This window comes from Mesorhizobium sp. WSM4823 (assembly GCF_055811195.1).
On sequence record NZ_JBVVQL010000002.1, the window covers coordinates 104,095 to 127,110 of the forward strand.

Sequence of the window (23,016 nt, forward strand, 5' to 3'; positions counted from 1 at the left end):
TTCAAGGATTTGGAGCGTCTTTACACGCCTTAGGGACGCGCATTGTTTAAGGATGTTCTAGCAATTCTACCGCGCATCAGCTTTCCGAAAAGCCGATGCAGGCTGTAGAAACTCGTACCTAACCATTTGCTGATTAAAATTGCGGCAGTGCTTGGAGCCTGCCATGATTTTGCCGCAACGCTGACATTTTACCTTTTTTCTCAAACCGTTAGGTGATCACGACAGATTTCGCAGCGTCGCCATCTTTTGTTCGCGAATTGGGAACTGAAGGGGTAAACGAGCATTGTTTCGCGACACGTCAACAGGTACGAGTCAGAAAATGATGCAGTGCACAATAACAATTTGCCGGAGTAGCTGAAGTGTCCCTTCTGCAAATCTACTGGAGAGCGCTCGGTTATCTCGCTGCCGACAGGAAACGCGTGGCGTTTATCTGCGGGGCGAATGTCGCGCTTGCCATTATCGCCATCCTTGAGCCGATCATGTTCGGACGGGTGATCGATGCTATTTCGGACGGGGGCTCGGTCTTTTCGACGCTCGCGGTGTGGGCCGGTATCGGCGTCTTCAACGTCGTCGCCTTCGTTCTGGTGGCGCGCGGCGCCGACCGCTTTGCCCATGCACGCCGCAGCGAGGTTCTATGCCAGTCGTTCGAGCGCGTGATCACCATGCCGCTTGCTTGGCATCATCAGCGCGGCACCTCCAATTCGCTGCATACGCTTCTGCGCGCGGTCGAAACCTTGTTCAGCCTCTGGCTCGAGTTCATGAGGCAGCATCTGTCCACTGTCGTCGCGCTGGTTCTGCTGGTGCCGACGGCGCTCAGCATGGATGTTCGCATGTCGATGGTCCTGCTGGCGCTCGGCGCGCTGTATGTCGGAATCGGGCGGCTGGTGATGCGTCGCACCAGGGAAGGCCAAGCGTCGGTCGAGCGGCACTTCCACAAGGTGTTCGCGCATGTGAGCGACTCGGTCAGCAATGTCGCTGTGCTGCAGAGCTACAATCGCATCGGCCACGAGACCGACGCGTTGAAGCGCTATGTCAAGAATCTGCTTGATGCCCAGTATCCGGTGCTCGATTGGTGGGCATTGGCCAACGCTCTGCACCGCCTGTCCTCGACCATCTCGATGATGATCGTATTGTTGATCGGCTCCTATCTGGTCATGCATGGCCAATTGCGTATCGGTGACGTCATCGCCTTTACCGGCTTTGCCACGCTGCTGATCGCCCGGCTCGACCAGATGTCGGCCTTTGCCAACCAGATCTCGGAAGCCAGGGCCAAGCTCGAGGAATTCTATCGCCTTGAGGACTCCGCGGCCGACGCCGCCGAGCCGGACGGGTTGCGTGACCTCGGCAATGTCACCGGTCATGTGCGTTTTGAGAACGTCAGCTTCGAATTCGCCAATTCGGGCCAGGGCGTGCACGACGTGTCATTCGAAGTCCATGCCGGCCAGACGGTGGCCATCGTCGGTCCGACGGGCGCAGGCAAGACCACGCTCATCAATCTTTTGCAGCGCGTCTTTGCGCCATCCAGCGGCCGTATCCTGATCGACGGCATCGATACCCGCACAGTGACCCGCAAGTCGCTGCGCCATTCGATCGCCACCGTGTTCCAGGATGCGGGCCTGCTCAACCGCTCGATCGAGGACAATATTCGTGTCGGGCGCGCCGAGGCGACCTACGATGAGGTCCATGCAGCCGCCAATGCCGCGGCCGCGCAGGATTTCATCCTGTCGAAGAGCAACGGCTACGACACGGTCGTCGGCGAACGCGGCGGACAGCTTTCAGGCGGCGAGCGCCAGCGTATCGCGATCGCGCGCGCCGTACTCAAGGACGCGCCCATCCTGGTGCTCGACGAAGCGACCAGCGCGCTCGATGTCGAGACGGAAGACCGCGTTAAGGAAGCGATCGACGAATTGCGGCGCGGCCGCACCACCTTCATCATCGCCCACCGCCTGACCACGGTTCGCGATGCCGATCTGGTCGTGTTCATGGACAAGGGCAGGGTGGTCGAAATGGGCGGCTTCGCCGAACTGTCGATGCGCAATGGCCGCTTCGCCAGCCTGCTGCGCGCCGGCGGCCTGCTCAACGACGAGGAAGTCCGCCGCCTCAGCCGCACCATCACGGGCGAGGCCGCCTGAGTTCTTTCCCTTCTCCCGTGAGGAGAAGGGAAAGCCTCGCCTGCGACACCACCACTCGATTGCCCCAAACGCATCGTCGGTTTATTGTAAAGCCGCATGAGTGACCTGACTTCACGCCTCAGCGGCTGGATGGATTTCGCCAACCCGACGCGGTTTGTCGGGCTGGCTGACAGGCTGGTGCCGTGGCTGGCGACCACCGCTACGCTTCTCCTGGCCACCGGGCTCTATATGAGCTTCACGGCGCCGGAGGATTTCCAGCAGGGCGTAACAGTGCGCATCATGTATATCCATGTGCCCTTCGCCTGGCTGGCCATGATGTGTTTCACGCTGATGGCGGTTTCCGCGTTGGGCACGCTGGTATGGCGCCATCCGCTGGCCGATGTCGCGCTGAAATCCGCGGCACCCATCGGCGCCGTCTTTACGGCACTCGCACTGATCACCGGTTCGATCTGGGGCAAGCCGATGTGGGGCACCTGGTGGGTGTGGGATGCGCGGCTGACTTCGGTCTTCGTGCTGTTTCTGATGTATCTCGGCATCATCGCGCTGACGCGGGCACTCGACGATGCGGCGCGTGCCGCCTGGGCCGCCGCAATCATCACCCTGGTCGGCTTCATCAACATCCCGATCATCAAATTCTCGGTCGACTGGTGGAACACTCTGCATCAGCCGGCTTCGGTGTTCCGGCTCGGCGGGCCGACCATCGATCCCAGCCTGTTGCGGCCGTTGCTGGTGATGGCTCTCGGCTTTACCGTGCTGTTCTTCGCGCTGCATCTGATGGCGATGCGCACGGAAATCCTGCGTCGTCGCGTCATCTCCATGCGCCGTGTCGCGGCGAGACAGGCTAACTGAGTTCCGTCGATTTCCTTCCCGCCAGCGTTTAGGAAGTTGAAGCGCTACCCCATGCGACCGCGCGCCGCCACCGGCAGCGTCTGAAGCACCTTGTCGCCGTCGATCAGATGCACCTCGTCGAACAGGTTGGTGACGACGCAGCAATGGTCTGGCACAACGCGCACGCGCTCGCCGATGCGAAGTTTTGTTTCGCCTGAAAGCGTGACAGTGCCATGCTCTTCGCTGAGGCCGGTCACCCTCGCGCCGGGAATACCCAGCAATTCGCCGAAATCGGCAAGCCCCAGTGTGTCGCTGGACAAGGCCTTGCTGCCGGCGTCGAGGATGGCGCGCTCCTGTGTCGGATGGCTGACCACGGTCGACAGCACCGTCAGCGCGCAATCGTCTAGGCTTCCGACGCCTTTGGCGACCTGGTAGCGATCGAGATAGATGTACGTGCCCGGTCGGTATTCGGTGACGACGCTGTCCTCGCCCGAGCGCCACATATCCGGCGTGCCGCCGCTGGAGATGCGTTCGCAGGCAAGGCCTGATGCGGCGAGCGCCTGGCGCGCCTCGGCGAGCCACGTCTCGGCTTCGGCAGCGCGGCCTGCCGCCGGATAGGTCATCAGCCCGCCGAAGGCGAGCCCCTTGGCCTTGTCGATCTCTCTGGCCAATGCGACCGCCTCGCTGGCGGACTGGACGCCACAGCGGCCCATGCCGGTATCGCACTCCACCAGCACCTGTAGCGGCTGGCCTGGATCGGTGAAGGTGGCATCGAGCCCGGCAAGCGTTTCCACGCTGTCTGATGTCACCGACAGGGTCACACGGCCATGCAGCGCCTTGAGGCGCTCCAGCTTGGCCTTGCCCAGAATGTTGTAAGGGAGAAAAATGTCGGTGAGACCGGCATCAGCCATCACCTCGGCTTCGCCGATCTTCTGGCAGGTGATGCCGACAGCGCCCGCTGCGATCTGCTTCTTGGCCCAGTAAGGCAGTTTGTGGGTCTTGATGTGTGGCCTGAGCTTCAGCCCGTGGCGGTTGGCATGGGCCTGCGCCCGCGCGATATTGGCTTCGGCGCGGTCGATATCGATCAGGATGGCCGGCGTATCGAGGTCGTCTATGCTCAGCATGGATTGTCGCCCTTGGGATTTGCCTGGACTTATGGCCTTGATCGAACCGGATGTCATGAGGCCAGCATGCGCTTTACGTCGACACCGGAGCGGTGTTCGGTTATGCGCTGTAGGCGCCGCCTGAAGAAGGATCACGACCATGAAACGTTCCACTGTCAACGACATCATCCGCGATGCCGATACCTTCATTCGCTCGTTCGGCTACATCATGCCGCCCTTCGCCTATTGGTCGCCGGAAGAGATGAAGGCGCGCCGGCAGGATTCGTCGGCCATCTTCTCCTCCCGGCTTGGCTGGGACATCACCGATTACGGCCAGGGCAAGTTCAACGATCTCGGCCTCTTCCTGTTCACCGTTCGCAACGGCCGCTACGAGGACATGAAGAAGGGCATGGGCATGCTCTATGCCGAAAAGATCATGATCTCGCGCAAGGATCAGCTGTCGCCGATGCACCGCCACAACATCAAGGCCGAAGACATCATCAACCGTGGTGGCGGCAGGCTGGTGCTGGAACTGTTCATGCACGATCGCGATGGCGGCATCGACCCGAAGGCCGAGGTATCGGTGCCTGTCGACGGAACCATCCACAGGCTGCCGGCGGGCGGGCTGTTGAAGCTCGACCCAGGCCAGAGCGTCACGCTGCTGCCCGGCGTCTGGCATGCCTTCTGGGCCGAGGGCAAGGATGTGCTGATCGGCGAGGTGTCGACCGTCAATGACGATCTCACCGACAATGTCTTTCGCGAACCGATCGGCCGCTTCGCCGACATCGACGAAGACGTCGCGCCGCTGCACCTGCTGGTGTCCGACTATGAGAAGTGGGTGGGATAGCTTTTCCCAATGGCGGGCGCGCCGCCCTTCAGCTGGCCCCCGCTACCACATCATGAAGGACGCGACATCGGTGTCTGAGACCTTGCCGGCGCTGACATCGGCGATCGCCTGGTCGACGATCGCCACGCCCTCGGCAACCTCATCTTCGGTCAGCGTCAGCGGCGGCATGAATTCGAGCACATTGGCCTTCAGCCCGACATAGGTGAAGGCCGCGCCCAGTTCGTAGCCGCGATAGATGATCTTGGCCGTCGTCGTCGCCGCGACGGGGTCGCGCGTCTTGCGGTCCTTGACCAGGTCGACGCCGACGGCAAGGCCGCGCCCGCGCACGTCGCCGATGATCTCGTGTTTTGCGGCGAGCGTTTTGAGCGTATTCGAGAACAGCGCGCCGACGCGCGCCGAACGCTCGACCAACTCCTCGCGTTCGATCGTTTTAAGCACCGCATTGCCAGCTGATGTCGCCACCGGGTTGCCGGCTGTGGTCTGCAGCGCGAAGGCCGGTGCGTGATCCATGATCTCCTTCGGGCCGATCACGGCCGACAGCGGCAGGCCGCCACCGATACCCTTGCCGAACACGACGAGATCAGGCGTCAGGCCCTCATGCTGGAAGCAATGCATCATGCCGCTGCGGGCCAATCCGACCTTGACCTCGTCGACGACGATCCTGATGCCGTGCCTTCGGCAGCGCTCTTCAAGCGCCTTGAGGAAGCCGGGCGGCGGCACGATCAGCCCGCCATCCGACATCAGCGGCTCGATGAACACGGCCGCGACCTGATGCGGCGGGCAGGTGGTCTCGAACTGATAATCGAGGAGGGCCAGAACCTCCTCGGCGCTGAAGTGCGGCCGGTAGGGATCGGGGTAGGGGAGCAACAGCACGCCAGGCCTCGGCAGCGTGTGGGTCATGGCGGTATGGCCGCTGATGCCCATCGAGCCGGAGAGGTTGCCGTGATAGGAGCCGATGAAGGAGATAAAGCGGGAGCGGCCGGTTGCGGCCTGCAGCACGCGCACGGCGCAGTCATTGGCGTCCGAGCCGGAATGGCCGAACCAGACGCGGCGCTCGCCATTGCCGGGCGTGATCGCCAGCAAGCGCTCGGCCAACGACACGGCCGGCTCGTTCGGATAGAGCAAGAGACTGGCGCCGGCCATGTCGCGGATCGAGGCTTCGACCGCCTCGACGATCGCCGGGTGGCCGTAGCCGAGAATGGCCGGACCGGCCGAGCCGGACAGGTCGAGCAGCGAGCGGCCGCCTTCCTCGATCAGCCGGTTACCTCGGCCGCCGACGACGCTCAGCGGGGAGAAACGCAGCTTGCCGATTTGGGCGATGGTTGCCGCGTCGCGCTCGCGCAGGCTGAGATTGCTCATGACGCCTTCTCCCTCTGCATGGGCAAGGCGGCGGCCAGGCGGTTCGCCCATGCCTCGATGCCGGCGCGGCTCGCCAACAGGTCCTGCCGGATCTCGATGAGGACGGCGGCAATGCCGCGATCGTCGCCATGGATGGGCACGGCGTAGTCGGCATCGCGGCTGATCACGTAAGGCACATTCGCCGCGACGTTGAGGGCTGTGTCGTTGCGCAGGCCGGTGAGGATCGTTTCACCGAAATCGCCGGCGCGATCGTAAAGCACGCCGGCATGCCAGGGCCTGGGAACCCCGAGGAAGACCGGCGTGAAGCTGTGGATCGTCGCGATCCGCGTCGGCCTGCCGTCCTTCGCCCGAAGGTCGAGATGGGCGGCCACCCGATCATGGAAAGGCGCGAACATGATTTCGGCGCGACGTGCCCGCTCGGACGGATCGAGCCCGATATTGCCGGGAATATCGGTGTCTTCGGAGAGCACCGGAATGCTGCCATTGGTGCCCAGCGGCCGGTTAAGGTCGATCAGCAGCCGGGAATAGCCGCTGAGGAAGGCCGGCGCATCGAGCAGCACCGACAGGCGGCGCGTCACTTCGGCGGCGCCGATATCCCAGGCGATGTGACGTTGCAGATGGCCGATATCGAGCCCCAGCTGTCCATACTCCGCCGGAATGTGATTGGACGCATGCTCGCACAACAGCACGATATCGGACCGGCCATTCTCGTTGAGCACGTCGACGGCGGCCGGCCACTCTTTTCGAGGCTGGTCGGCATGTGCAGGCTGGGTAGCCATCAATAAAGCGTCCGGTAGAGGTCGCAGACGGCCACCGGGTCGAGGCCGGCGAGGCGCTCGGTTTCATGCCGCTTGAGGCCGAGGAAGGTCTCGACGAACACCGGTGCGAACCATCCGGTAACGGTGCTGTCGGCGGCGAGCGCGTCGAGCGCCGCCGGGAGGGTTTCAGGCAGGCGTACGAGCCCGAGCTTCTTGCGCTCCGCCTCGCTCATCACCGTCGGGTCGCCGATGACCAGCGGCGGCGTCGGCAGCTTGGCCTTCAGCCCTTCCAGGCCGGCCCGAATGATCGCCGCCAGTGACAGATAGGGATTGCCGGTAGCGTCGGCCGCCCGGTATTCGATGTTGTATTGCCGTGCCGGGTCGCGCCCGCCGATCGTTACCGTCGGGCAGATACGTAAGGACGCCTCGCGGTCGCGATCGGCAAGCCAGGTGTAGGAAGAACTCCAGGTATGCGGCTTCAGCCGGTAATAGGACGACACGCTCGCCGCCGTCATGGCGGTGATACCAGGCAGATGGCGCAGCACTCCGGCGCAGAAGGCGCCGGCCTGGCTGGAAAGACCGCCCGGTCGTGCTGGATCGTAGGTCGCCGGCTTGCCGGCCGCATCGATGAAGCTGAAATGGATGTGAAGGCCGTTGCCGACGGCGTCGGGAGCGGCTTTCGGCGTGAAACTGGCGCGCCAGCCGGCATTGCGTGCGACTTCGCGGGTGATTTCCCGGATGGAGACGGCGCGGTCGGCCGCCGCAAGCGCATCGGCCGGCTCGTGCGTCACCTCGAACTGCTCGTTGCCGAACTCGGCGATCACCACTTCTGGCGCGACGCCGGCTTCCTCCAGCGCCGCCATCAGATTGGGCGCGAAGGGATCGGTCCGCCGCAGCGCCTGAAACGACAGCGAATGCCCCGGCACAAAGTCGCCCTCGATATGAAATTCATGTTCGAAGGCGGCGATGACGGAAAGCCCGGTTGCCGCCTTCAACTCCGCCAGCGCATCCCTGAGCATGGTTCGCGTGCAACCGACCCACGGGCTGCCGTCGAGTTCGACGATGTTGCCGGCGACCATGTCGAACGGCGTCGCCGATCCGGTCAATGCCGTGCGAAAACGGGCGTTGAGGTCAGGCACCAGCCGCACATCGCCGGACGAACCCCAGGGGTTGGGATCGACGATGGAATTGAACGGTGTCAGCGACAGATTGGCCTGCAGCCAGCCGACGCCGGTGGCGGCGATCTTCTGCAGCTTGCTTTCGACGACCGAGCGGCCGCGCGTGATCGCGGACAGATCGGTGGTGACGACGGCAACGAGCGGTTCGACTGTCGAAGTCATGCAGCTTTTCCCAAGGCTTCGAAGCGGGCGACGACCTCGTCCGTGTCTGTGACCCAGCAGTATCCGCCGAACGCCTTGAGCGCGATGTCGTGGCGTTCCTGCGTCGCCGCGGCGCAGGCATCCGACACGCAGGTGACGAGATAACCGCGGTCGGCGCCGTCGCGCACCGTCATGTCGACGCACTGGTCGGTCATGATGCCGACTACGACGAGGTAGCGCACGCCAAGGTTCTTCAGGACGTAGTCGACATTGGTCGAATTGAAGATGCCGGACGACGTCTTCGGCAGCATGATCTCGTCGCCGACCGGCGCCAGCGACGGCACCGGCAGGCCTTCCGGCAGGCTGGGAGCGATATGGATCGGCGTCAGCTTGTGGTCGAGCGAGCGGTCGCGGCCGTCTTTTGTCAGGCTCTGGATGATGGTGTGGATGACCTCGACGCCGTTGGCGCGAGCTGCCGCCAAAAGACGCTCCTGATTGGGGATCGTCTGCGACGATGTCTGCCTGTAGAAATAATGCTCAGGGCCGCGTTCGGGGTGCCCCGGATCGGCGCCCGGCTCCAGCCAGACACGTTGCATGTCGACCAGAAGCAGCGCGGTTTCGCCGGCCCGGAACGGCTCGTTTCGTTTTGGCAACATCTGCGTCATGCTTTCTGATCCTGCTTCGCTGATTTGGATTGGCCTGATTTGGGTTGGGCTGATTTGGGACCGGGCATTCTGCGCGCTCCGGTGTCGTCGGGGCCGGCACTGTCGAGGGTCACGGCATTCGCATGCCGCACCTCCTCCAGCCTTTCGATGCGTTCGCGGGCGCCATCGCTCAGCGTGGAAACGATATGGGCGACCAGCGCCTCCATCTGTGCGATCGCCGGCGCCAGCGTGTCGTAGGGGGACGCGACTTCCAGCGGGCTGACGATGGTGACCTCGGCGAGATCGGCGATCGGCGACAGCCACTGGTCAGTGAATAGCACGATGCGTACGTCGCGCGCCGCCGCCTGCCTGGTGTAGTCGATGACATCGAACTGGTAGCGGCGATAATCGAAGACGACGAGCACGTCGCGGCGACCGAGATCGGCCAGCGTGTCGAATGCCTGTGCCGACAACGTGCCGAGGTCGCACACCTCAGGCCTGAACTGCAGCATGTAGCCGGCGAACATGCTGGCGATGTGACGGCTGAAACGGCCGCCGAGCATGACCACCTCGCCCTTGGTCTCCATCAGCAAACGGGCGGCGCGCTCATAGCTCTGCAACGGCGTCAGGCTGATAGATTTCTCGAGCGCGGCACCGACGGAGCCGAGATAGGCGAGGATGGCGCTGTCTTCCGCGCCTGTCGGCCGCTTGGCCTCCATCATCAGCAGCGGCGAATGCAGCCTGGCCTCGACTTCGGCCAGAAGCTTGGCCTGGAAGTCCGGAAAGCCATCATAGCCGAGCTTCACCACCAGCCTAACCACGGTCGGGTCGCTGACGCCGGCGCGCCGGGCGAGTGATGAAGCGGTGCCGAGGCCGGAGGTCGGATAGTCGGTCAGAAGCAGCCGGACGATCTTTTCCTCCGACGGCGTCAACGCAAGATCCCCGCGCATCAGAACGTCGCGTATCGCCATTGGCCTCCCCGAAATCCGTGTTCTCTCGTTGTGTGGAGTTTATTACAGAGATTTTAATTTCGGTCAACAATGAAGAGATGTTGACATAGCCAGACGACTGGTCTTAGCTTTGACGGAAAGCAGCCAAGAGACTGTGGGGAACAGCCATGCGGAATGGAAACGACGTCATTGTCGTCGGTGCGGGTATCGTTGGATCGAGCGCTGCCTATCATCTGGCCGCGGCCGGCGTGGCGGTGACGCTTGTCGAGCAGACGCATCCCGCCGGCGGCCCGTCCGGCAAGTCTTCTGCGCTGCTGCACGCCTTCTATCTGATACCGGAACTGTCGCAGCTTGCCATCCGTGGCCGCGAGATATTGGTGTCACTGCCGGAGATCGCTGGCGAAGGCTCCTTCGTCACCGAAGTCGGCATGATGTGGGTCTGCGGCAACGACAATGAAGCGAGCTGGAAGGCTGCCGCCGAACGGATTCGCGGCGAGGGCGCATTGATCGAGACGCTGTCGCCGCAAGCCTTCGCCGATGCCGCGCCGGGCTTTGCGCTGGACAATGTCGCGCTGGCGCTATGGGAGCCAGAATACGGCTATGCCGACGCCTTCGGCGCCACCAATGCAATTGCCCGCGCCGCCAAGGCACGCGGTGCCAGGATCATGCAGAACAGCCTCGTCGAACGGCTGGTGAAAGAGGACGATCGTATCAGCGGCGTCGCGCTGGCCGACGGGACCGTGCTGAAGGCCGATGCCGTGGTGCTTGCCGCCGGACCATGGACGCGCCGCTTGCTGGCGACGGTCGGTCTCGATCTGCCGCTCCATGTCGAGCGTCATCCGATGGCCGTGCTCGACGCCGCCGGCAAGGCGCGCCAGGTCATGCCTTTCGCCTGGTGCGACGACATCTCCTGCAATTATGCACGGCCCGACAATGACGGCGTCATCCTTGCCGGCACCTGGGCCGGCGGCGGCACCGGCTTGCGTCATGAGCACGCGGGCCGTCCGCGTTTCGTCGAAAATCCCGACGACTACATGGAAGGCGTCGAGGAATCGGAATCGGTCGAGATCCTCGAGACCTTTGCGACGCGCGTGCCGGCGATGGCCGATCTCGGCATCCGCCCCGGCTATGCCGGGCTTTACGACATGAGCCCCGACGACCTGCCGGTGATCGGCGCCATGCCTGATATCGACGGGCTGTTCGTTTCGGCCGGCTCCTCGGGCCACGGCTTCAAGACCGGCCCGGCGGTCGGCGAGGCGGTGGCAAGACTAGTCACCGAAGGCGCCCAGCCGATCCTGGCGCCGTTTTCGCCCAGCCGCTTCAAGGCCGCCTGATGGCATCGGCGGCGATGAGCGAGGGCAGGGCGCGGTCGTTGATGCCGGCCGCGTTTCGCAACGCCTCAGCCGATGCCCTCTGTATGGTGGCGGTGTTGCTGCTGGGGGCGCTCATTGTCTTCTTCTTCAGTGGCGTCGCCATGCAGCGCGTCGTCACTTATGCCGCGATCATGCTGACGGCGGTGCTCGGCCTGCAGATATTTTCCGGCAACAGCGGCATCGTCTCCTTCGGCCACGCGGCCTTTGTCGGTCTAGGTGCCTATGCCACCGGCATCCTGACCATGCCGGCCGCACTTCAGCGCACCGCGCTGCGCGATCTGCCGCAGTTTCTCGCCGGTTATGAACTCTCCTTCTTCGCTGCACTCGCCGTCGTCATTGTCCTTGCGATCGTCATCGGCCTGCTAACCGGCACGCCTCTGCTCAGGCTGTCCGGGTCGAGCGCCTCTATCGCCACGCTTGCCATGCTGATCATCGTCTACACGCTGCTGGTTGCCGGGCGCGAGATCACTCGCGGCAGTCAGCCCTTCTACGGCGTACCGCGCGAGGTCGGGCTGTGGACCGCTATCGGCGTCGCTTCGGTGACGCTTGTGGCGGCAAGGCTTTTCCGGGAAACCGGCTTTGGCCTTGCCACCCGCGCCGCTGCCAATGACGAGCGGGGTGCCGCCGCTGTCGGCATCGACCAGCGCACCTCGCGTCTGGCCGCCTGGGTAGTGGGCGCGGTCGCCGCCATGGCCGCCGGCGCCATGATGGCGCAGTTCCTCGGCGCCTTTTCGCCGCGCGACTTCTATTTCGACCTCGGCTTCACCTTGCTTGCCATGCTCATCGTCGGCGGCATGAGCTCCTCGCTCGGCGCTTTTGCCGGTGTTGTCGTCACCATCGTCGTGATCGAGGTGGTGCGTCGCTTCGAGGGTGGCGGCGAGGTGTTCGGCCTGCATCTGCCGGTGCTGTTCGGTCTGACCCAGGGCGTGCTCGCCATCGCCATGATCCTGGTCATCTGGCGGCGGCCGACCGGCCTGTTCGGCGAGCGCGAGCTGAACCTTTTGCGCCGGCCCGGCCGCCAAGCCGCAACGGTCCCGGCTGCGCCTCTGGTATACGCCAAGCACGACCGGCTGTCTGCCGACCATCTGTCGCGGCGCTATGCCGGCGTTGTTGCGGTAGACGACGTCACGCTCGCTTTCGAAACCGACAGCATCACCGGCATCATCGGCCCAAATGGGGCCGGCAAGACGACCCTGCTCAACATGCTGGCCGGCGACGTCGAGCCGAGTGCCGGCAGCGTGTCGATCGGCGGCTCGGTGAAACGAGCCTCGGCCTTCCGCTTCGCCCGCTCGGGCGTTGCTCGCACCTTCCAGAACATCCGCGTCTTCCCGCAGATGACCGTGCTGGAAAATGTCGTGGTCGCCGCCCGCTCGGTCGAGCCCGACCTTGCCAGTGCCGAGGCAGCCGCCATGCGCGAGCTTTCGCGCATGGGCCTGGAAAAATTTGCCGACCAGCCCGCGGCCAGGCTCGCCTATGGCCAGCGCCGCCGGCTGGAGGTGGCGCGGGCGCTGGCATTGAAGCCGCGCTTCCTGCTGCTCGACGAGCCCGCCGCCGGCATGAACGCGGTCGAAACCGCCGAGCTGGTTTCGATTCTCTCTGCCGTCCGCACCGAGCGGCGCATCGGCGTCGTCCTGATCGAGCACGACATGCGGCTGGTGATGAACCTGTGCGAACGCATCGTCGTCATCGACCATAGCCGCGTCATCGCCGATGGCACGCCGGCCGAGGTGCAGAAGAACCCTGCCGTCATCGCCGCCTATCTCGGCAGCCGCACCGCCCGCGCCAAGACCGGAAAAGAAACGCCTGCCAACGAAACGCCTGCCAACGAAACGCCCACAAGTGAAACCGCATAGCCAACGATAACAAATCCAGAAGGAGAACCGACATGCCAAAGCTTTATCGCCTTCACCGCGCCGCCCTCTATGCGGCCGTGTTCGGCATCGCCGCCATTTCGACCGCCAGCGCCGAGGAGATCATCATTGGCGCCGCAACCGCGCAGACCGGCGGCCTTGCTCCCTACGACCAGCCGGCGCTTGCCGGCCTGCGCATGGCACTGGACGAACTCAACGCCAAGGGCGGACTTGGCGGCAAATACACCGTCAAGCTGATGATCAAGGATACCCGCTCCGACACGGCGCAGACCGCCACCGTCGCCCAGGAGCTGATTGACGCCGGTGCCAAGATCATGATCACGCCGTGCGACGCCGATCCGTCGATTTCGGCCGGCCAGCTCACTCAGCCGCTCGGCATTCCGACATTGACGCTGTGCGGCTCCGCTCCGGTGCTGACTGGCGCTGTCGGCGACGTCATGTTCGGCACCTATCCGGCCGACAATGTGCAGGCCACTGCGGTCGCCGACTTTGCCATCGCCGAGGGCAAGAAAAAAGTCTTCCTGCTGACCTCGCCGGATTCCACCTACACAGCCAATTTGCCGGAATATTTCGGTAAGGTGTTCGAGAAAAAGGGCGGCGCCATTGCCGGCCGCGGCACCTACACCGTGGGCCAGCCGGACTTCTCTGCCGAGATCACCAACATCAAGGGCCTCGCCGACCAGCCAGACCTGATCATGACGGCCGCCTACGAGCCTGATTTCCCGGCGTTCATTCAGCAATTGCGTGGCGCCGGCGTCACCATTCCGGTCTATGGCGCCGATGCCATCGGCACGCCGACCATCAAGGGATTGGGCAAGCTGGTCGATGGCGTCGTCTACACGGCGGCCGGCTATGCCGAGCCGGGCAGCAAGCTGGAGGCTTTCAACGCCGCCTTCACCAAATTTGCCGGCCACGCGCCGGAATCGACCTATGAGGTGAACGGCTACGAGATCGGGCTGATCCTTGATCAGGCGGTCAAGACGGCCGGTTCCGACGACCCGAAGGCGATCCGCGACGCGATTGCCGGCCTCAAGGATTTTGAAGGCATCACCGGCAAGATCACCTATGCCGGCACCGATCGCATGCCGCTGAGGCCCGTGGCGCTGATGCGCTATGAGGGCGGCGAGGGCAAGCATATCAAGACCATGATTCCCGACGCAGCCGACGTGCCGGCGCCGTGACATCATGCTGAGCGTCGAGGCCCTGAAGATACGCTATGGCGAAGTCGAGGCGGTGCGCCGTGTCGACCTCGCCGTCGACAGCGGCGAGATCATCGCGCTGGTCGGCGCTAATGGCGCCGGCAAGAGCTCGACGCTCGGTGCCATCGCCGGGCTGGTTCCTGCAGTATCAGGCAAAGTGGTCTTCGACGGCGTCGACATCACTGGCATGGCGCCGGAGGCGATCGCCCGCAAGGGCGTGTCGCTGGTGCCGGAAGGCCGGCGCATCTTCGCCGGCCTGACCGTTGCCGACAATCTGCGTCTCGGCGGTGCGATGCACCTGCCGGCGGTGGAGGCGAGGGCGCGCGAAGAGGAGATGCTGGAGCTGTTCCCGATCCTGCGGCGCTATCACCGCGTCAAGGGCGGCAATCTCTCCGGCGGCGAGCAGCAGATGCTGGCGATTGCCCGCGCCCTGATGGGCAAGCCGCGCATGGTGCTGCTCGACGAGCCGTCGCTCGGCCTCGCGCCGCAACTGATCGACACGGTCTTCGACCTGATCGCCGAACTGCGTCGCACCGGCCTCACCATCCTTCTGGTCGAACAGAACGTGGCGCTTGCGCTGGAGATCGCCGACCGCGCCATCGTGCTTGCCAATGGCGAGGTGGTGCTGTCGGGCACCGCTAGGGAACTCGCCAGTTCGGACCTCGTCCGCCAAGCCTATCTTGGAGCCTGAACCATGATCGCGCAGCAGATCATCAATGCGGTGAGCCTCGGCGGCGTCTATGCGCTGCTGGCGCTGGGGCTGGCGATCGTTTTTTCCATCGTCGGCCTGATCAACTTCGCCCATGGCGAGCTGATGACGCTGTCGGGCTATGCCTTGCTTGCCGCGCTGGTTTTCGGCCTGCCGTTTCCGGCGGCGGTGCTCGTTGCGGTGTCCTGCGGTGCGCTGGCAGCGGTTGCCATGGAGCGCGTCGCCTTCCGGCCGATGCGCGGCGCCAGCGTCACCAGCCTGCTTCTGACCAGCTTCGCCGTTTCGAGCCTGCTGAAGGTCGTCTTCCAGAACGGCATCTCGGCCCGGCCGCAGGCCGTCGCCATGCCCAGCTGGATGACCGGCGCCTTCTCGTTCGGCGACTTCACCATCGGCGTCGGCCCGAGCATCTCCATCGTCGTCTCGGCATTGGCCCTGATCGCGCTGGAACTCTTCCTGCGCCGCACCGTCACCGGCACGGCGATGCGCGCGGCCGCGGAGGATTTCAACGTCGTGCGCCTGATGGGCATTCCGGCGAGCCGCATCATCGCCACCGCCTTCCTGCTGTCCGGTCTGCTGGCCGGACTGGCGGCGATGCTGTGGGTGGCGCAGCGGGCCTCCGTCGATCCGCTGATGGGTTTCACGCCGGTGCTGAAGGCCTTCATCGCCGCTGTCGTCGGTGGACTGGGCAGCCTGCCGGGTGCCGTTGCCGGCGGTTTCCTGCTCGGCATCATCGAGGTGCTGCTGCAGGCGACGCTGCCTGGGGCAGTCGCACCCTATCGCGACGCCATCGTGCTGTCGGGCGTCATCGCCGTGCTGCTGATACGGCCGCAAGGTCTGATCCCGGCGGTTCGCGTGCAGAGAAGTTAGAGCATGATCCCGAAAAGTGGGAACCGGTTTTCGGAAAAAGATCATGCTTAAACAAGAAGGATAGAATGTATAGCAAGCCCGAATTCGCACCGTTGTCCCTAAGCGAGGTGTTCGGCCTGATCGAGGCGGCGGCCTTCGCCACGGTGGTGACATCGGGTCCGCAGGGGCTGGTCGCCTCGCATCTGCCCTTCGTGCTCGACCGTGAACGGGGACCGAACGGCACGCTGGTGTCGCATCTTGCCAGGCAGAACCAGCACAGTGCGCTGATAGCAGAGGGCAGGGAGACGATCGCCATCTTCCACGGCCCGCATGGCTATATCTCGCCGTCCTGGTATCCGCGCAACCCGGTGCGCGACAGCGCGCCGACCTGGAATTTCGCCGTCGTCCACTGCCACGGCCGGCCGGTTCAGCTCGACGATCACGCCACCGCCCGTCATCTCTTGCAGCTCGTCGACGTGCTGGAAAAGGACCGCGACGACCGTTGGCGCATGCGCGAGCTCGGGCCGGGCGGCATGGAGCGGCGCGTGCCGCACATACTCGGCTTCGACCTGCCGATCGAGCGGCTCGAGGCCAAGTTCAAGATGGGGCAGGACGAACGGCTCTACGACACCAATGCGGCGATTGGCATGTTGGAGCAGAGCGATCCTGCGCTGGCGACGATGATGAAGGCGCACAACGCGCATCGCAAGGACTGACCATCGCAGGAATGCGGGCAAGGACAAAAATGATCCCCAATCTCAACATCGTCCCTTTCGTCAGCGTCGACCACATGATGAAGCTGGTGCTGAAGATCGGCGTCGAGCGCTTCCTCACCGAGCTCGCCTTCTACATCGAGGACGATTTCCGTCGCTGGGAGCTGTTCGACAAGTCGCCGCGCGTCGCCTCACACAGCGCCGAGGGCGTGATCGAGCTGATGCCGACCAGCGACGGCGAGGTCTATGGCTTCAAATATGTCAACGGCCACCCGAAGAACATGCGCGAAGGTCGCCAGACGGTGACCGCCTTCGGCATGCTCGCCGACGTCCACAACGGCTACCCCGTGCTGCTCTCGGAAATGACCATCCTGACCGCGCTGCGCACGGCGGCGATGTCGGCGCTGGCGGCCAAGCACCTGGCGCCGCCAGGCGCCGACTGCATGGCGCTGATCGGCAATGGCGCTCAGGCCGAATTCCAGGCGCTGGCCTTCAAGGCCTTGCTCGGCGTGCGCAAATTGCGGTTCTTCGACATCGACCGTTCGGCGACGGAAAAATGCATCCGCAATCTGGCTGGCTTTGGCTTTGATATGGTTGCCTGTCGCGCTACCGAAGAAGCCGTCGAGGGCGCTCAGATCATCACCACCGTCACCGCCGACAAACAGTATGCCACCATCCTCACTGACAACATGGTCGGCTCGGGCGTCCACATCAACGCGGTCGGCGGCGACTGTCCGGGGAAGACCGAACTGCATCGCGACATCCTGCTGCGCTCCGACATCTTCGTCGAATACCCGCCGCAGACCCGCATCGAGGGCGAGATCCAGCAGCTTGCACCGGACCATGAGGTGACCGAGCTGTGGCAGGTCATCACCGGCGTCGCACAAGGCCGGCGCGACCCGACCCAGATCACGCTGTTCGATTCCGTCGGCTTCGCCATCGAGGATTTCTCGGCGCTGCGCTATGTCAGGGATCAGTTGCGATCGACCGGCCTCTATCAGGAACTCGACATGCTGGCCGATCCCGACGAACCGCGCGACCTATTCGGCATGCTGCTGCGGGCTGCGGTGGTGGCGAACACAGGGCGGGTGGCGGTGTAGTGCCAGCAGGCACTGCCCCATCGACAGGGGTGACAGCAGCAGCCGAATAGCGTATATTGACATAAAGATGTCTTTATGTGACTTAGGCGCGACTGTCGCGCCGAGGACGAAATATGTCGCAAAAACCATCATCGCTGGACGACCTGTTCGGCCCCGTCGCGGCCAAGCCCGACGGCTCGGAAGTCCTTGCGGCGCTCACGGCGGCGGCGCGCGAACGCATCCTCATCCTCGACGGCGCCATGGGCACGCAGATCCAGGGCCTGGGCTTCGACGAAAACCACTTCCGTGGCGATAAATTCGCCGAGTGCGCCTGCCATCAGCAGGGCAACAACGACCTTTTGATCCTGACGCAGCCCAAGGCGATCGAGGAGATCCACTATCAGTACGCCATATCAGGCGCGGACATCCTTGAAACCAACACCTTCTCCTCGACCGCCATCGCCCAGGCGGATTATGGCATGGAGGACGCGGTCTATGCGTTGAACCGCGACGGTGCGCGGCTGGTGCGCCGGGCAGCGCTGCGGGCCGAGCAGGAGGACGGCAGGCGTCGGTTCGTCGCCGGTGCGCTGGGGCCGACCAACCGCACCGCCTCGATGTCGCCGGATGTCAACAACCCGGGCTACCGCGCCGTGACCTTCGACGAATTGCGCCTTGCCTATGGCGAGCAGCTGCGCGGTCTCATCGACGGCGGCGCCGACATCATCCTGATCGAGACCATCTTCGATACGCTGAACGCCAAGGCGGCGATCTTCGCTTGCAACGAGATATTCATCGAAAAGGACGTGCACCTGCCGGTGATGATATCCGGCACGATCACCGACCTGTCCGGCCGCACGCTGTCCGGCCAGACGCCGACGGCTTTCTGGCACTCGGTTCGTCACGCCAACCCGTTCACGATAGGCCTTAATTGCGCGCTGGGCGCCAAAGCCATGCGCGCGCATCTGGACGAAATATCAGGCGTCGCCGACACCTTTGTCTGTGCCTATCCGAATGCCGGCCTGCCCAATGAATTCGGCCAGTATGACGAGAGCCCGGAATTCATGGCCGCGCAGATCGAGGATTTCGCGCGTGACGGTTTGGTCAATATTGTCGGCGGTTGCTGCGGCTCGACGCCGGACCACATCCGCGCCATCGCAGCGGCGGTGAAGAAATATCCGCCGCGCGCCATCCCCCACATCGAGCCGAAGATGCGCCTGTCGGGGCTCGAGCCGTTCACGCTGACCGACGAGATTCCGTTCGTCAATGTCGGCGAGCGCACCAATGTCACCGGCTCGGCCAAGTTCAGGAAGCTGATCACGGCGGGCGACTATGCCGCCGCGCTCGATGTCGCGCGCGACCAGGTCGCCAATGGCGCGCAGATCATCGACATCAACATGGACGAAGGCCTGATCGATTCGAAGCAGGCGATGGTCGAATATCTCAACCTGATTGCCGCCGAGCCTGACATCGCCCGCGTGCCCGTGATGATCGACAGCTCCAAATGGGAGATCATCGAAGCCGGCCTGAAATGCGTGCAGGGCAAGCCGCTGGTCAACTCCATCTCGATGAAGGAGGGCGAGGACGCCTTTCTGCACCATGCGAAGCTCGTCCGCGCGTATGGCGCGGCGGTGGTCGTCATGGCCTTCGACGAGGACGGCCAGGCCGACACCAAGGCGCGCAAGGTCGAAATCTGCACCCGCGCCTACAAGCTTTTGACCGAGCAGGCCGGATTCCCGCCCGAGGACGTCGTTTTCGATCCGAACATCTTTGCCATCGCCACCGGCATCGACGAGCACAACAATTACGGTGTCGACTTCATCGAGGCAGCCAGGCAGATCACTGCGACGCTTCCCCATGTCCACATATCGGGCGGCGTGTCGAACCTGTCCTTCTCGTTCCGCGGCAACGAGCCGGTGCGCGAGGCCATGCATGCCGTGTTCCTCTATCATGCCATCCAGGCCGGCATGGACATGGGTATCGTCAACGCCGGACAGCTTGCCGTCTACGACACCATCGATGCGGAACTGCGCGAAGCCTGCGAGGACGTCGTCAACAACCGCCAGCCGAAGGGTGGCGGCACCGCGACCGAACGCATGCTGGAACTTGCCGAACGTTTTAAGGGCACGGCGGGCAAGGAGGCGCAGGAACGCGATCTGGCCTGGCGCGACTGGCCGGTCGAGCAGCGCATCTCGCACGCACTGGTCAACGGCATCACCGAATTCATCGACCAGGACACGGACGAAGCGCGACTTGCCGCCGAGCGCCCGCTGCATGTCATCGAAGGTCCTTTGATGGCAGGAATGAATATCGTCGGTGACCTGTTCGGCGCGGGAAAAATGTTCTTGCCGCAAGTCGTGAAATCCGCCCGCGTCATGAAGCAGGCCGTTGCCGGACTGCTGCCGCACATGGAGGCGGAGAAGCTGGCGAACGCCGCCAACGGCGTCGACACCGGCGAACGCCAGACCGCCGGAAAGATCCTGATGGCGACGGTCAAGGGCGATGTCCACGACATCGGCAAGAACATCGTCGGCGTGGTTCTCGCCTGCAACAATTACGAGATCATCGACCTCGGCGTCATGGTGCCGGCGGCGAAGATCCTGCAGACGGCGCGCGAGCAACAGGTCGACATTATCGGCCTGTCCGGCCTGATCACGCCCTCGCTCGATGAAATGGCGCATATGGCCGCCGAGATGGAGCGCGAAGGCTTTGACATTCCGCTGTTGATCGGCGGTGCGACGACCAGCCGCGTGCATACGGCGGTCAAAATCCATCCGCGCTATTCGAAAGGCCAGACGGTCTACGTCACCGATGCCAGCCGTGCGGTCGGCGTGGTGTCGGCACTTTTGTCGAACGAAACCAAGGGCGGCTATGTCGACAATATCCGTGCCGAGTACAAGAAGGTTGCCGATGCGCATGCACGCAGCGAAGCCGATAAGCAGCGGCTGCCGCTCGCCAAGGCGCGGGCCAACGCCCACAGGATCGACTGGTCGGCCTACGAGCCGCCAAAACCGTCCTTCCTCGGCCTGAAAACCTTCGAAGGCTGGGACTTGGCCGAGCTCGCCCGCTATATCGACTGGACGCCGTTCTTCCAGACCTGGGAGCTGAAGGGGCGCTACCCCAAAATCCTCGACGACGAGGCGCAAGGGCCGGCGGCACGCCAGCTCTTCGAGGACGCCCAGGCGATGCTGAAAAAGATCATCGCGGAAAAATGGTTCGCGCCGAAGGGCGTCATCGGCTTCTGGCCGGCGAATACCATCGGCGACGACATCAGGCTGTTCACCGACGACGCGCGCTCGCAGGAATTGGCGACCTTCTTCACGCTGCGCCAGCAGCTGACCAAGCGCGACGGCAAGGCCAACGTCGCGCTGTCGGATTTCGTAGCACCCGCCGACAGCGGCAAGGCCGACTATCTCGGTGGCTTCATCGTCACTGCCGGAATCGAGGAAGTGGCGATCGCCGAGCGCTTCGAGCGGGCGAACGACGATTATTCGTCGATCATGGTCAAGGCGCTGGCCGACCGTTTCGCCGAGGCCTTCGCCGAGCGCATGCACGAGAAGGTGCGCAAGGAGTTCTGGGCCTATGCGCCGGACGAAGATTTGGCCCCGGATGACCTGATCGGCGAACCCTATCGCGGCATCCGCCCCGCGCCCGGCTATCCGGCGCAGCCCGACCACACCGAGAAGGCGACGCTGTTTCGCCTGCTCGACGGCGAGCGCAATGCCGGCGTCAGCCTGACCGAGAGCTTTGCGATGTGGCCGGGCTCCTCCGTCTCCGGCATCTATCTGTCGCATCCCGAAAGCTATTATTTCGGCGTCGCCAAGGTCGAACGCGACCAGGTCGAGGACTATGCGCGGCGCAAGAGCATGCCGCTTGTCGAGGTCGAGCGCTGGCTCGGGCCTATACTCAACTATGTGCCGGCGCAGGGGCTGGACGCAGCGGCGTGAAATCGCGCCGCGACCAATGGGCGAGAAGCCGGCGCCTCAATGACAGCAGCCTTACCCTGATTGCACATTCGTTCTGCACAGACAGGACGAACTGATTGGCACGTCCGCCTTGGCCAGGGCAATGATGAGCCTCGTCTACGGCAGTGATGCGCCGGCCCCCGCCTCGGATTGACGCGCGACCCTTTAGCTGCAAAGTATATTAACGTTCTGTTTACCAAGAATGGTCTCGACAGGGACTTTGAGGGGGCAATTTGGAAGCGTTTCTGGGTGCGAACCGCCTCAATTGGGATGATCGGGCCGAATTGCATTCGACCGACACGACGGGCAGTTACCACATCGAAAATGTACTGGCCGGTGGATCCAATCTCTATGAACTGGAAACGCGCGAGGTCGGTGACATCATCGGCAAGGATATCGTCCATTTGCAATGTCATATCGGGCTCGACACGATCAGCTTGAAGAACCTGGGCGCGGGCAGCGTGACCGGCCTCGACTTTTCACCGACGGCGATCGCAGCGGCGCGGGATTTCGCTGCGAAGGCGGGCACCGGCACCGATGTACGCTTCGTGGAAGCGCCATTGTTCGAGGCGGTCGAAGCGCTCGGCCGAACCTTTGACATCGCTTACGTTACCTGGGGTTCTGTAAACTGGCTGGACGACGTCTTCCGCTGGGCGCGCGTGGTTTCCGATCTCCTGCGGCCCGGCGGCCGGCTCTATCTGGCCGAGGGCCACCCGTTGATGTTCCAGTGTGACCGCAAGGCTGCGGCGCTGGAGTTCAAGCACGACTGGCGAACGCCAATTGCCCGGCCACTCGCGTGGAACGAGGAGCGGACCTATACCGGCGACGACCGCATCCTGAAGCACCCTCGCTACTATGAGTGGATTCATCCGATCAGCGACGTGGTGAACGCGCTGATTGCAGCCGGGCTGACGCTTGATTTTCTCAATGAGCATGACACGGTTTCGTGGCAGCACTTTTCGTTTGCCGTGAGGGCCGGCAAGGATATGTACCGCTTGCCGGAGAACTCTCCGAAGATTCCAATGGCCTATTCCATTGGCGCGACGAAGCGTAGCGTCGGCAAGATACCATATCTTGTTACGCCCAAGGCGATTGAGAGCCACTAGTCCTTCTAACACCTACTCCGGCAAGACGACCGATCTGCCGGCCGGCTTTTTCTGCTCGCAGCGGCGGTGCCGTCGATCGCCCGAAGGCAGCGTGCCGGTCCAGCCGCTCCAGCGGCAGGCATCAGGCGCTCGGAAGGGCAAAAATTTTAGGACCCGTGAAGGTCAAAATTAAATATTGACAGCTAATATTCCGTCGTCGGGTTGGCCCGAGGACCTGA

At 63.6% G+C, this 23,016-nt stretch carries 18 protein-coding genes; 12 read left to right on the forward strand and 6 right to left on the reverse strand.

Features of this window, described 5'->3' with window-relative positions; genetic code table 11:
• Positions 1 to 359 precede the first annotated feature (359 nt).
• Positions 360 to 2,132: a glucan ABC transporter ATP-binding protein/ permease gene (locus AC0L26_RS05365; RefSeq protein WP_354493825.1), complete on the forward strand. Its 1,773-nt coding sequence runs from the start codon at positions 360 to 362 to the stop codon at positions 2,130 to 2,132.
• A 96-nt stretch (positions 2,133 to 2,228) separates the two neighbouring features.
• Positions 2,229 to 2,981: a heme ABC transporter permease gene (locus tag AC0L26_RS05370; protein WP_473631628.1), complete on the forward strand. Its 753-nt coding sequence runs from the start codon at positions 2,229 to 2,231 to the stop codon at positions 2,979 to 2,981.
• A 44-nt stretch (positions 2,982 to 3,025) separates the two neighbouring features.
• Here the strand turns inward: AC0L26_RS05370 and AC0L26_RS05375 are convergent, their stop codons facing one another.
• Positions 3,026 to 4,084, reverse strand: coding sequence for a D-TA family PLP-dependent enzyme (locus AC0L26_RS05375; RefSeq protein WP_473631629.1), 1,059 nt, complete (start codon positions 4,082 to 4,084; stop codon positions 3,026 to 3,028).
• Between the two features lie 139 nt (positions 4,085 to 4,223).
• On the opposite strand from AC0L26_RS05375, the gene AC0L26_RS05380 reads away from it, so the two are divergent.
• Positions 4,224 to 4,910: a D-lyxose/D-mannose family sugar isomerase gene (locus tag AC0L26_RS05380; protein ID WP_473631630.1), complete on the forward strand. Its 687-nt coding sequence runs from the start codon at positions 4,224 to 4,226 to the stop codon at positions 4,908 to 4,910.
• A gap of 42 nt (positions 4,911 to 4,952) precedes the next feature.
• Here AC0L26_RS05380 and AC0L26_RS05385 read toward each other — a convergent pair whose 3' ends face one another.
• Genes AC0L26_RS05385 through AC0L26_RS05405 form a run of 5 tightly spaced genes read right to left on the reverse strand, consistent with a single transcriptional unit; the run spans position 4,953 to position 9,961 of the window.
• Positions 4,953 to 6,269, reverse strand: a complete 1,317-nt coding sequence (locus AC0L26_RS05385; protein WP_473631631.1) for an aspartate aminotransferase family protein — start codon at positions 6,267 to 6,269, stop codon at positions 4,953 to 4,955.
• Positions 6,266 to 7,048, reverse strand: coding sequence for an N-formylglutamate amidohydrolase (locus tag AC0L26_RS05390; protein ID WP_473631632.1), 783 nt, complete (start codon positions 7,046 to 7,048; stop codon positions 6,266 to 6,268). Before AC0L26_RS05390 ends, AC0L26_RS05385 begins: the two co-directional genes overlap by 4 nt.
• A complete protein-coding gene (locus AC0L26_RS05395) occupies positions 7,048 to 8,367 on the reverse strand; it encodes a type I glutamate--ammonia ligase (protein WP_473631633.1) in 1,320 nt (439 codons plus the stop codon). Before AC0L26_RS05395 ends, AC0L26_RS05390 begins: the two co-directional genes overlap by 1 nt.
• A complete protein-coding gene (locus tag AC0L26_RS05400; protein ID WP_473631634.1) occupies positions 8,364 to 9,011 on the reverse strand; it encodes a cysteine hydrolase family protein in 648 nt (215 codons plus the stop codon). Before AC0L26_RS05400 ends, AC0L26_RS05395 begins: the two co-directional genes overlap by 4 nt.
• Positions 9,008 to 9,961 carry a MurR/RpiR family transcriptional regulator gene (locus AC0L26_RS05405; protein ID WP_473631635.1) on the reverse strand — a complete coding sequence of 318 codons (954 nt, stop codon included), beginning with the start codon at positions 9,959 to 9,961 and terminating at the stop codon, positions 9,008 to 9,010. Before AC0L26_RS05405 ends, AC0L26_RS05400 begins: the two co-directional genes overlap by 4 nt.
• A gap of 146 nt (positions 9,962 to 10,107) precedes the next feature.
• On the opposite strand from AC0L26_RS05405, the gene AC0L26_RS05410 reads away from it, so the two are divergent.
• From AC0L26_RS05410 to AC0L26_RS05450, 9 genes are all read left to right on the forward strand, one after another.
• Positions 10,108 to 11,274: an NAD(P)/FAD-dependent oxidoreductase gene (locus tag AC0L26_RS05410; protein ID WP_473631636.1), complete on the forward strand. Its 1,167-nt coding sequence runs from the start codon at positions 10,108 to 10,110 to the stop codon at positions 11,272 to 11,274.
• Complete coding sequence (locus tag AC0L26_RS05415; RefSeq protein ID WP_473631637.1) at positions 11,274 to 13,166, forward strand: branched-chain amino acid ABC transporter ATP-binding protein/permease; 1,893 nt, start codon at positions 11,274 to 11,276, stop codon at positions 13,164 to 13,166. The genes AC0L26_RS05410 and AC0L26_RS05415 overlap by 1 nt, the downstream gene beginning before the upstream one ends.
• A gap of 32 nt (positions 13,167 to 13,198) precedes the next feature.
• Positions 13,199 to 14,365 carry an ABC transporter substrate-binding protein gene (locus AC0L26_RS05420; RefSeq protein ID WP_473631638.1) on the forward strand — a complete coding sequence of 389 codons (1,167 nt, stop codon included), beginning with the start codon at positions 13,199 to 13,201 and terminating at the stop codon, positions 14,363 to 14,365.
• A 4-nt stretch (positions 14,366 to 14,369) separates the two neighbouring features.
• On the forward strand, positions 14,370 to 15,074 hold the full coding sequence (locus AC0L26_RS05425; RefSeq protein ID WP_354493813.1) for an ABC transporter ATP-binding protein: 705 nt from the start codon (positions 14,370 to 14,372) through the stop codon (positions 15,072 to 15,074).
• A 3-nt stretch (positions 15,075 to 15,077) separates the two neighbouring features.
• Positions 15,078 to 15,959: a branched-chain amino acid ABC transporter permease gene (locus AC0L26_RS05430; protein ID WP_352932808.1), complete on the forward strand. Its 882-nt coding sequence runs from the start codon at positions 15,078 to 15,080 to the stop codon at positions 15,957 to 15,959.
• 65 nt (positions 15,960 to 16,024) lie between these two features.
• Positions 16,025 to 16,654 (forward strand): FMN-binding negative transcriptional regulator, encoded by a 630-nt coding sequence (locus tag AC0L26_RS05435; RefSeq protein ID WP_473631639.1) that lies wholly within the window; start codon positions 16,025 to 16,027, stop codon positions 16,652 to 16,654.
• A gap of 29 nt (positions 16,655 to 16,683) precedes the next feature.
• A complete protein-coding gene (locus AC0L26_RS05440) occupies positions 16,684 to 17,751 on the forward strand; it encodes an ornithine cyclodeaminase (RefSeq protein WP_473631640.1) in 1,068 nt (355 codons plus the stop codon).
• 113 nt (positions 17,752 to 17,864) lie between these two features.
• Positions 17,865 to 21,674, forward strand: coding sequence for a methionine synthase (metH, locus tag AC0L26_RS05445; RefSeq protein ID WP_473631642.1), 3,810 nt, complete (start codon positions 17,865 to 17,867; stop codon positions 21,672 to 21,674).
• 251 nt (positions 21,675 to 21,925) lie between these two features.
• Positions 21,926 to 22,798 (forward strand): class I SAM-dependent methyltransferase, encoded by an 873-nt coding sequence (locus tag AC0L26_RS05450; RefSeq protein WP_352932820.1) that lies wholly within the window; start codon positions 21,926 to 21,928, stop codon positions 22,796 to 22,798.
• Positions 22,799 to 23,016 lie beyond the last annotated feature (218 nt).

Excerpts from the sequence above, each read along its gene's own strand:
- AC0L26_RS05370 (WP_473631628.1), top strand. The coding sequence starts at position 2,229 with ATGAGTGACCTGACTTCACGCCTCAGCGGCTGGATGGATTTCGCCAAC.
- AC0L26_RS05375 (WP_473631629.1), bottom strand. The coding sequence starts at position 4,084 with ATGCTGAGCATAGACGACCTCGATACGCCGGCCATCCTGATCGATATC.
- AC0L26_RS05380 (WP_473631630.1), top strand. The coding sequence starts at position 4,224 with ATGAAACGTTCCACTGTCAACGACATCATCCGCGATGCCGATACCTTC.
- AC0L26_RS05385 (WP_473631631.1), bottom strand. The coding sequence starts at position 6,269 with ATGAGCAATCTCAGCCTGCGCGAGCGCGACGCGGCAACCATCGCCCAA.
- AC0L26_RS05390 (WP_473631632.1), bottom strand. The coding sequence starts at position 7,048 with ATGGCTACCCAGCCTGCACATGCCGACCAGCCTCGAAAAGAGTGGCCG.
- AC0L26_RS05395 (WP_473631633.1), bottom strand. The coding sequence starts at position 8,367 with ATGACTTCGACAGTCGAACCGCTCGTTGCCGTCGTCACCACCGATCTG.
- AC0L26_RS05400 (WP_473631634.1), bottom strand. The coding sequence starts at position 9,011 with ATGACGCAGATGTTGCCAAAACGAAACGAGCCGTTCCGGGCCGGCGAA.
- AC0L26_RS05405 (WP_473631635.1), bottom strand. The coding sequence starts at position 9,961 with ATGGCGATACGCGACGTTCTGATGCGCGGGGATCTTGCGTTGACGCCG.
- AC0L26_RS05410 (WP_473631636.1), top strand. The coding sequence starts at position 10,108 with ATGCGGAATGGAAACGACGTCATTGTCGTCGGTGCGGGTATCGTTGGA.
- AC0L26_RS05415 (WP_473631637.1), top strand. The coding sequence starts at position 11,274 with ATGGCATCGGCGGCGATGAGCGAGGGCAGGGCGCGGTCGTTGATGCCG.
- AC0L26_RS05420 (WP_473631638.1), top strand. The coding sequence starts at position 13,199 with ATGCCAAAGCTTTATCGCCTTCACCGCGCCGCCCTCTATGCGGCCGTG.
- AC0L26_RS05425 (WP_354493813.1), top strand. The coding sequence starts at position 14,370 with ATGCTGAGCGTCGAGGCCCTGAAGATACGCTATGGCGAAGTCGAGGCG.
- AC0L26_RS05430 (WP_352932808.1), top strand. The coding sequence starts at position 15,078 with ATGATCGCGCAGCAGATCATCAATGCGGTGAGCCTCGGCGGCGTCTAT.
- AC0L26_RS05435 (WP_473631639.1), top strand. The coding sequence starts at position 16,025 with ATGTATAGCAAGCCCGAATTCGCACCGTTGTCCCTAAGCGAGGTGTTC.
- AC0L26_RS05440 (WP_473631640.1), top strand. The coding sequence starts at position 16,684 with ATGATCCCCAATCTCAACATCGTCCCTTTCGTCAGCGTCGACCACATG.
- metH (WP_473631642.1), top strand. The coding sequence starts at position 17,865 with ATGTCGCAAAAACCATCATCGCTGGACGACCTGTTCGGCCCCGTCGCG.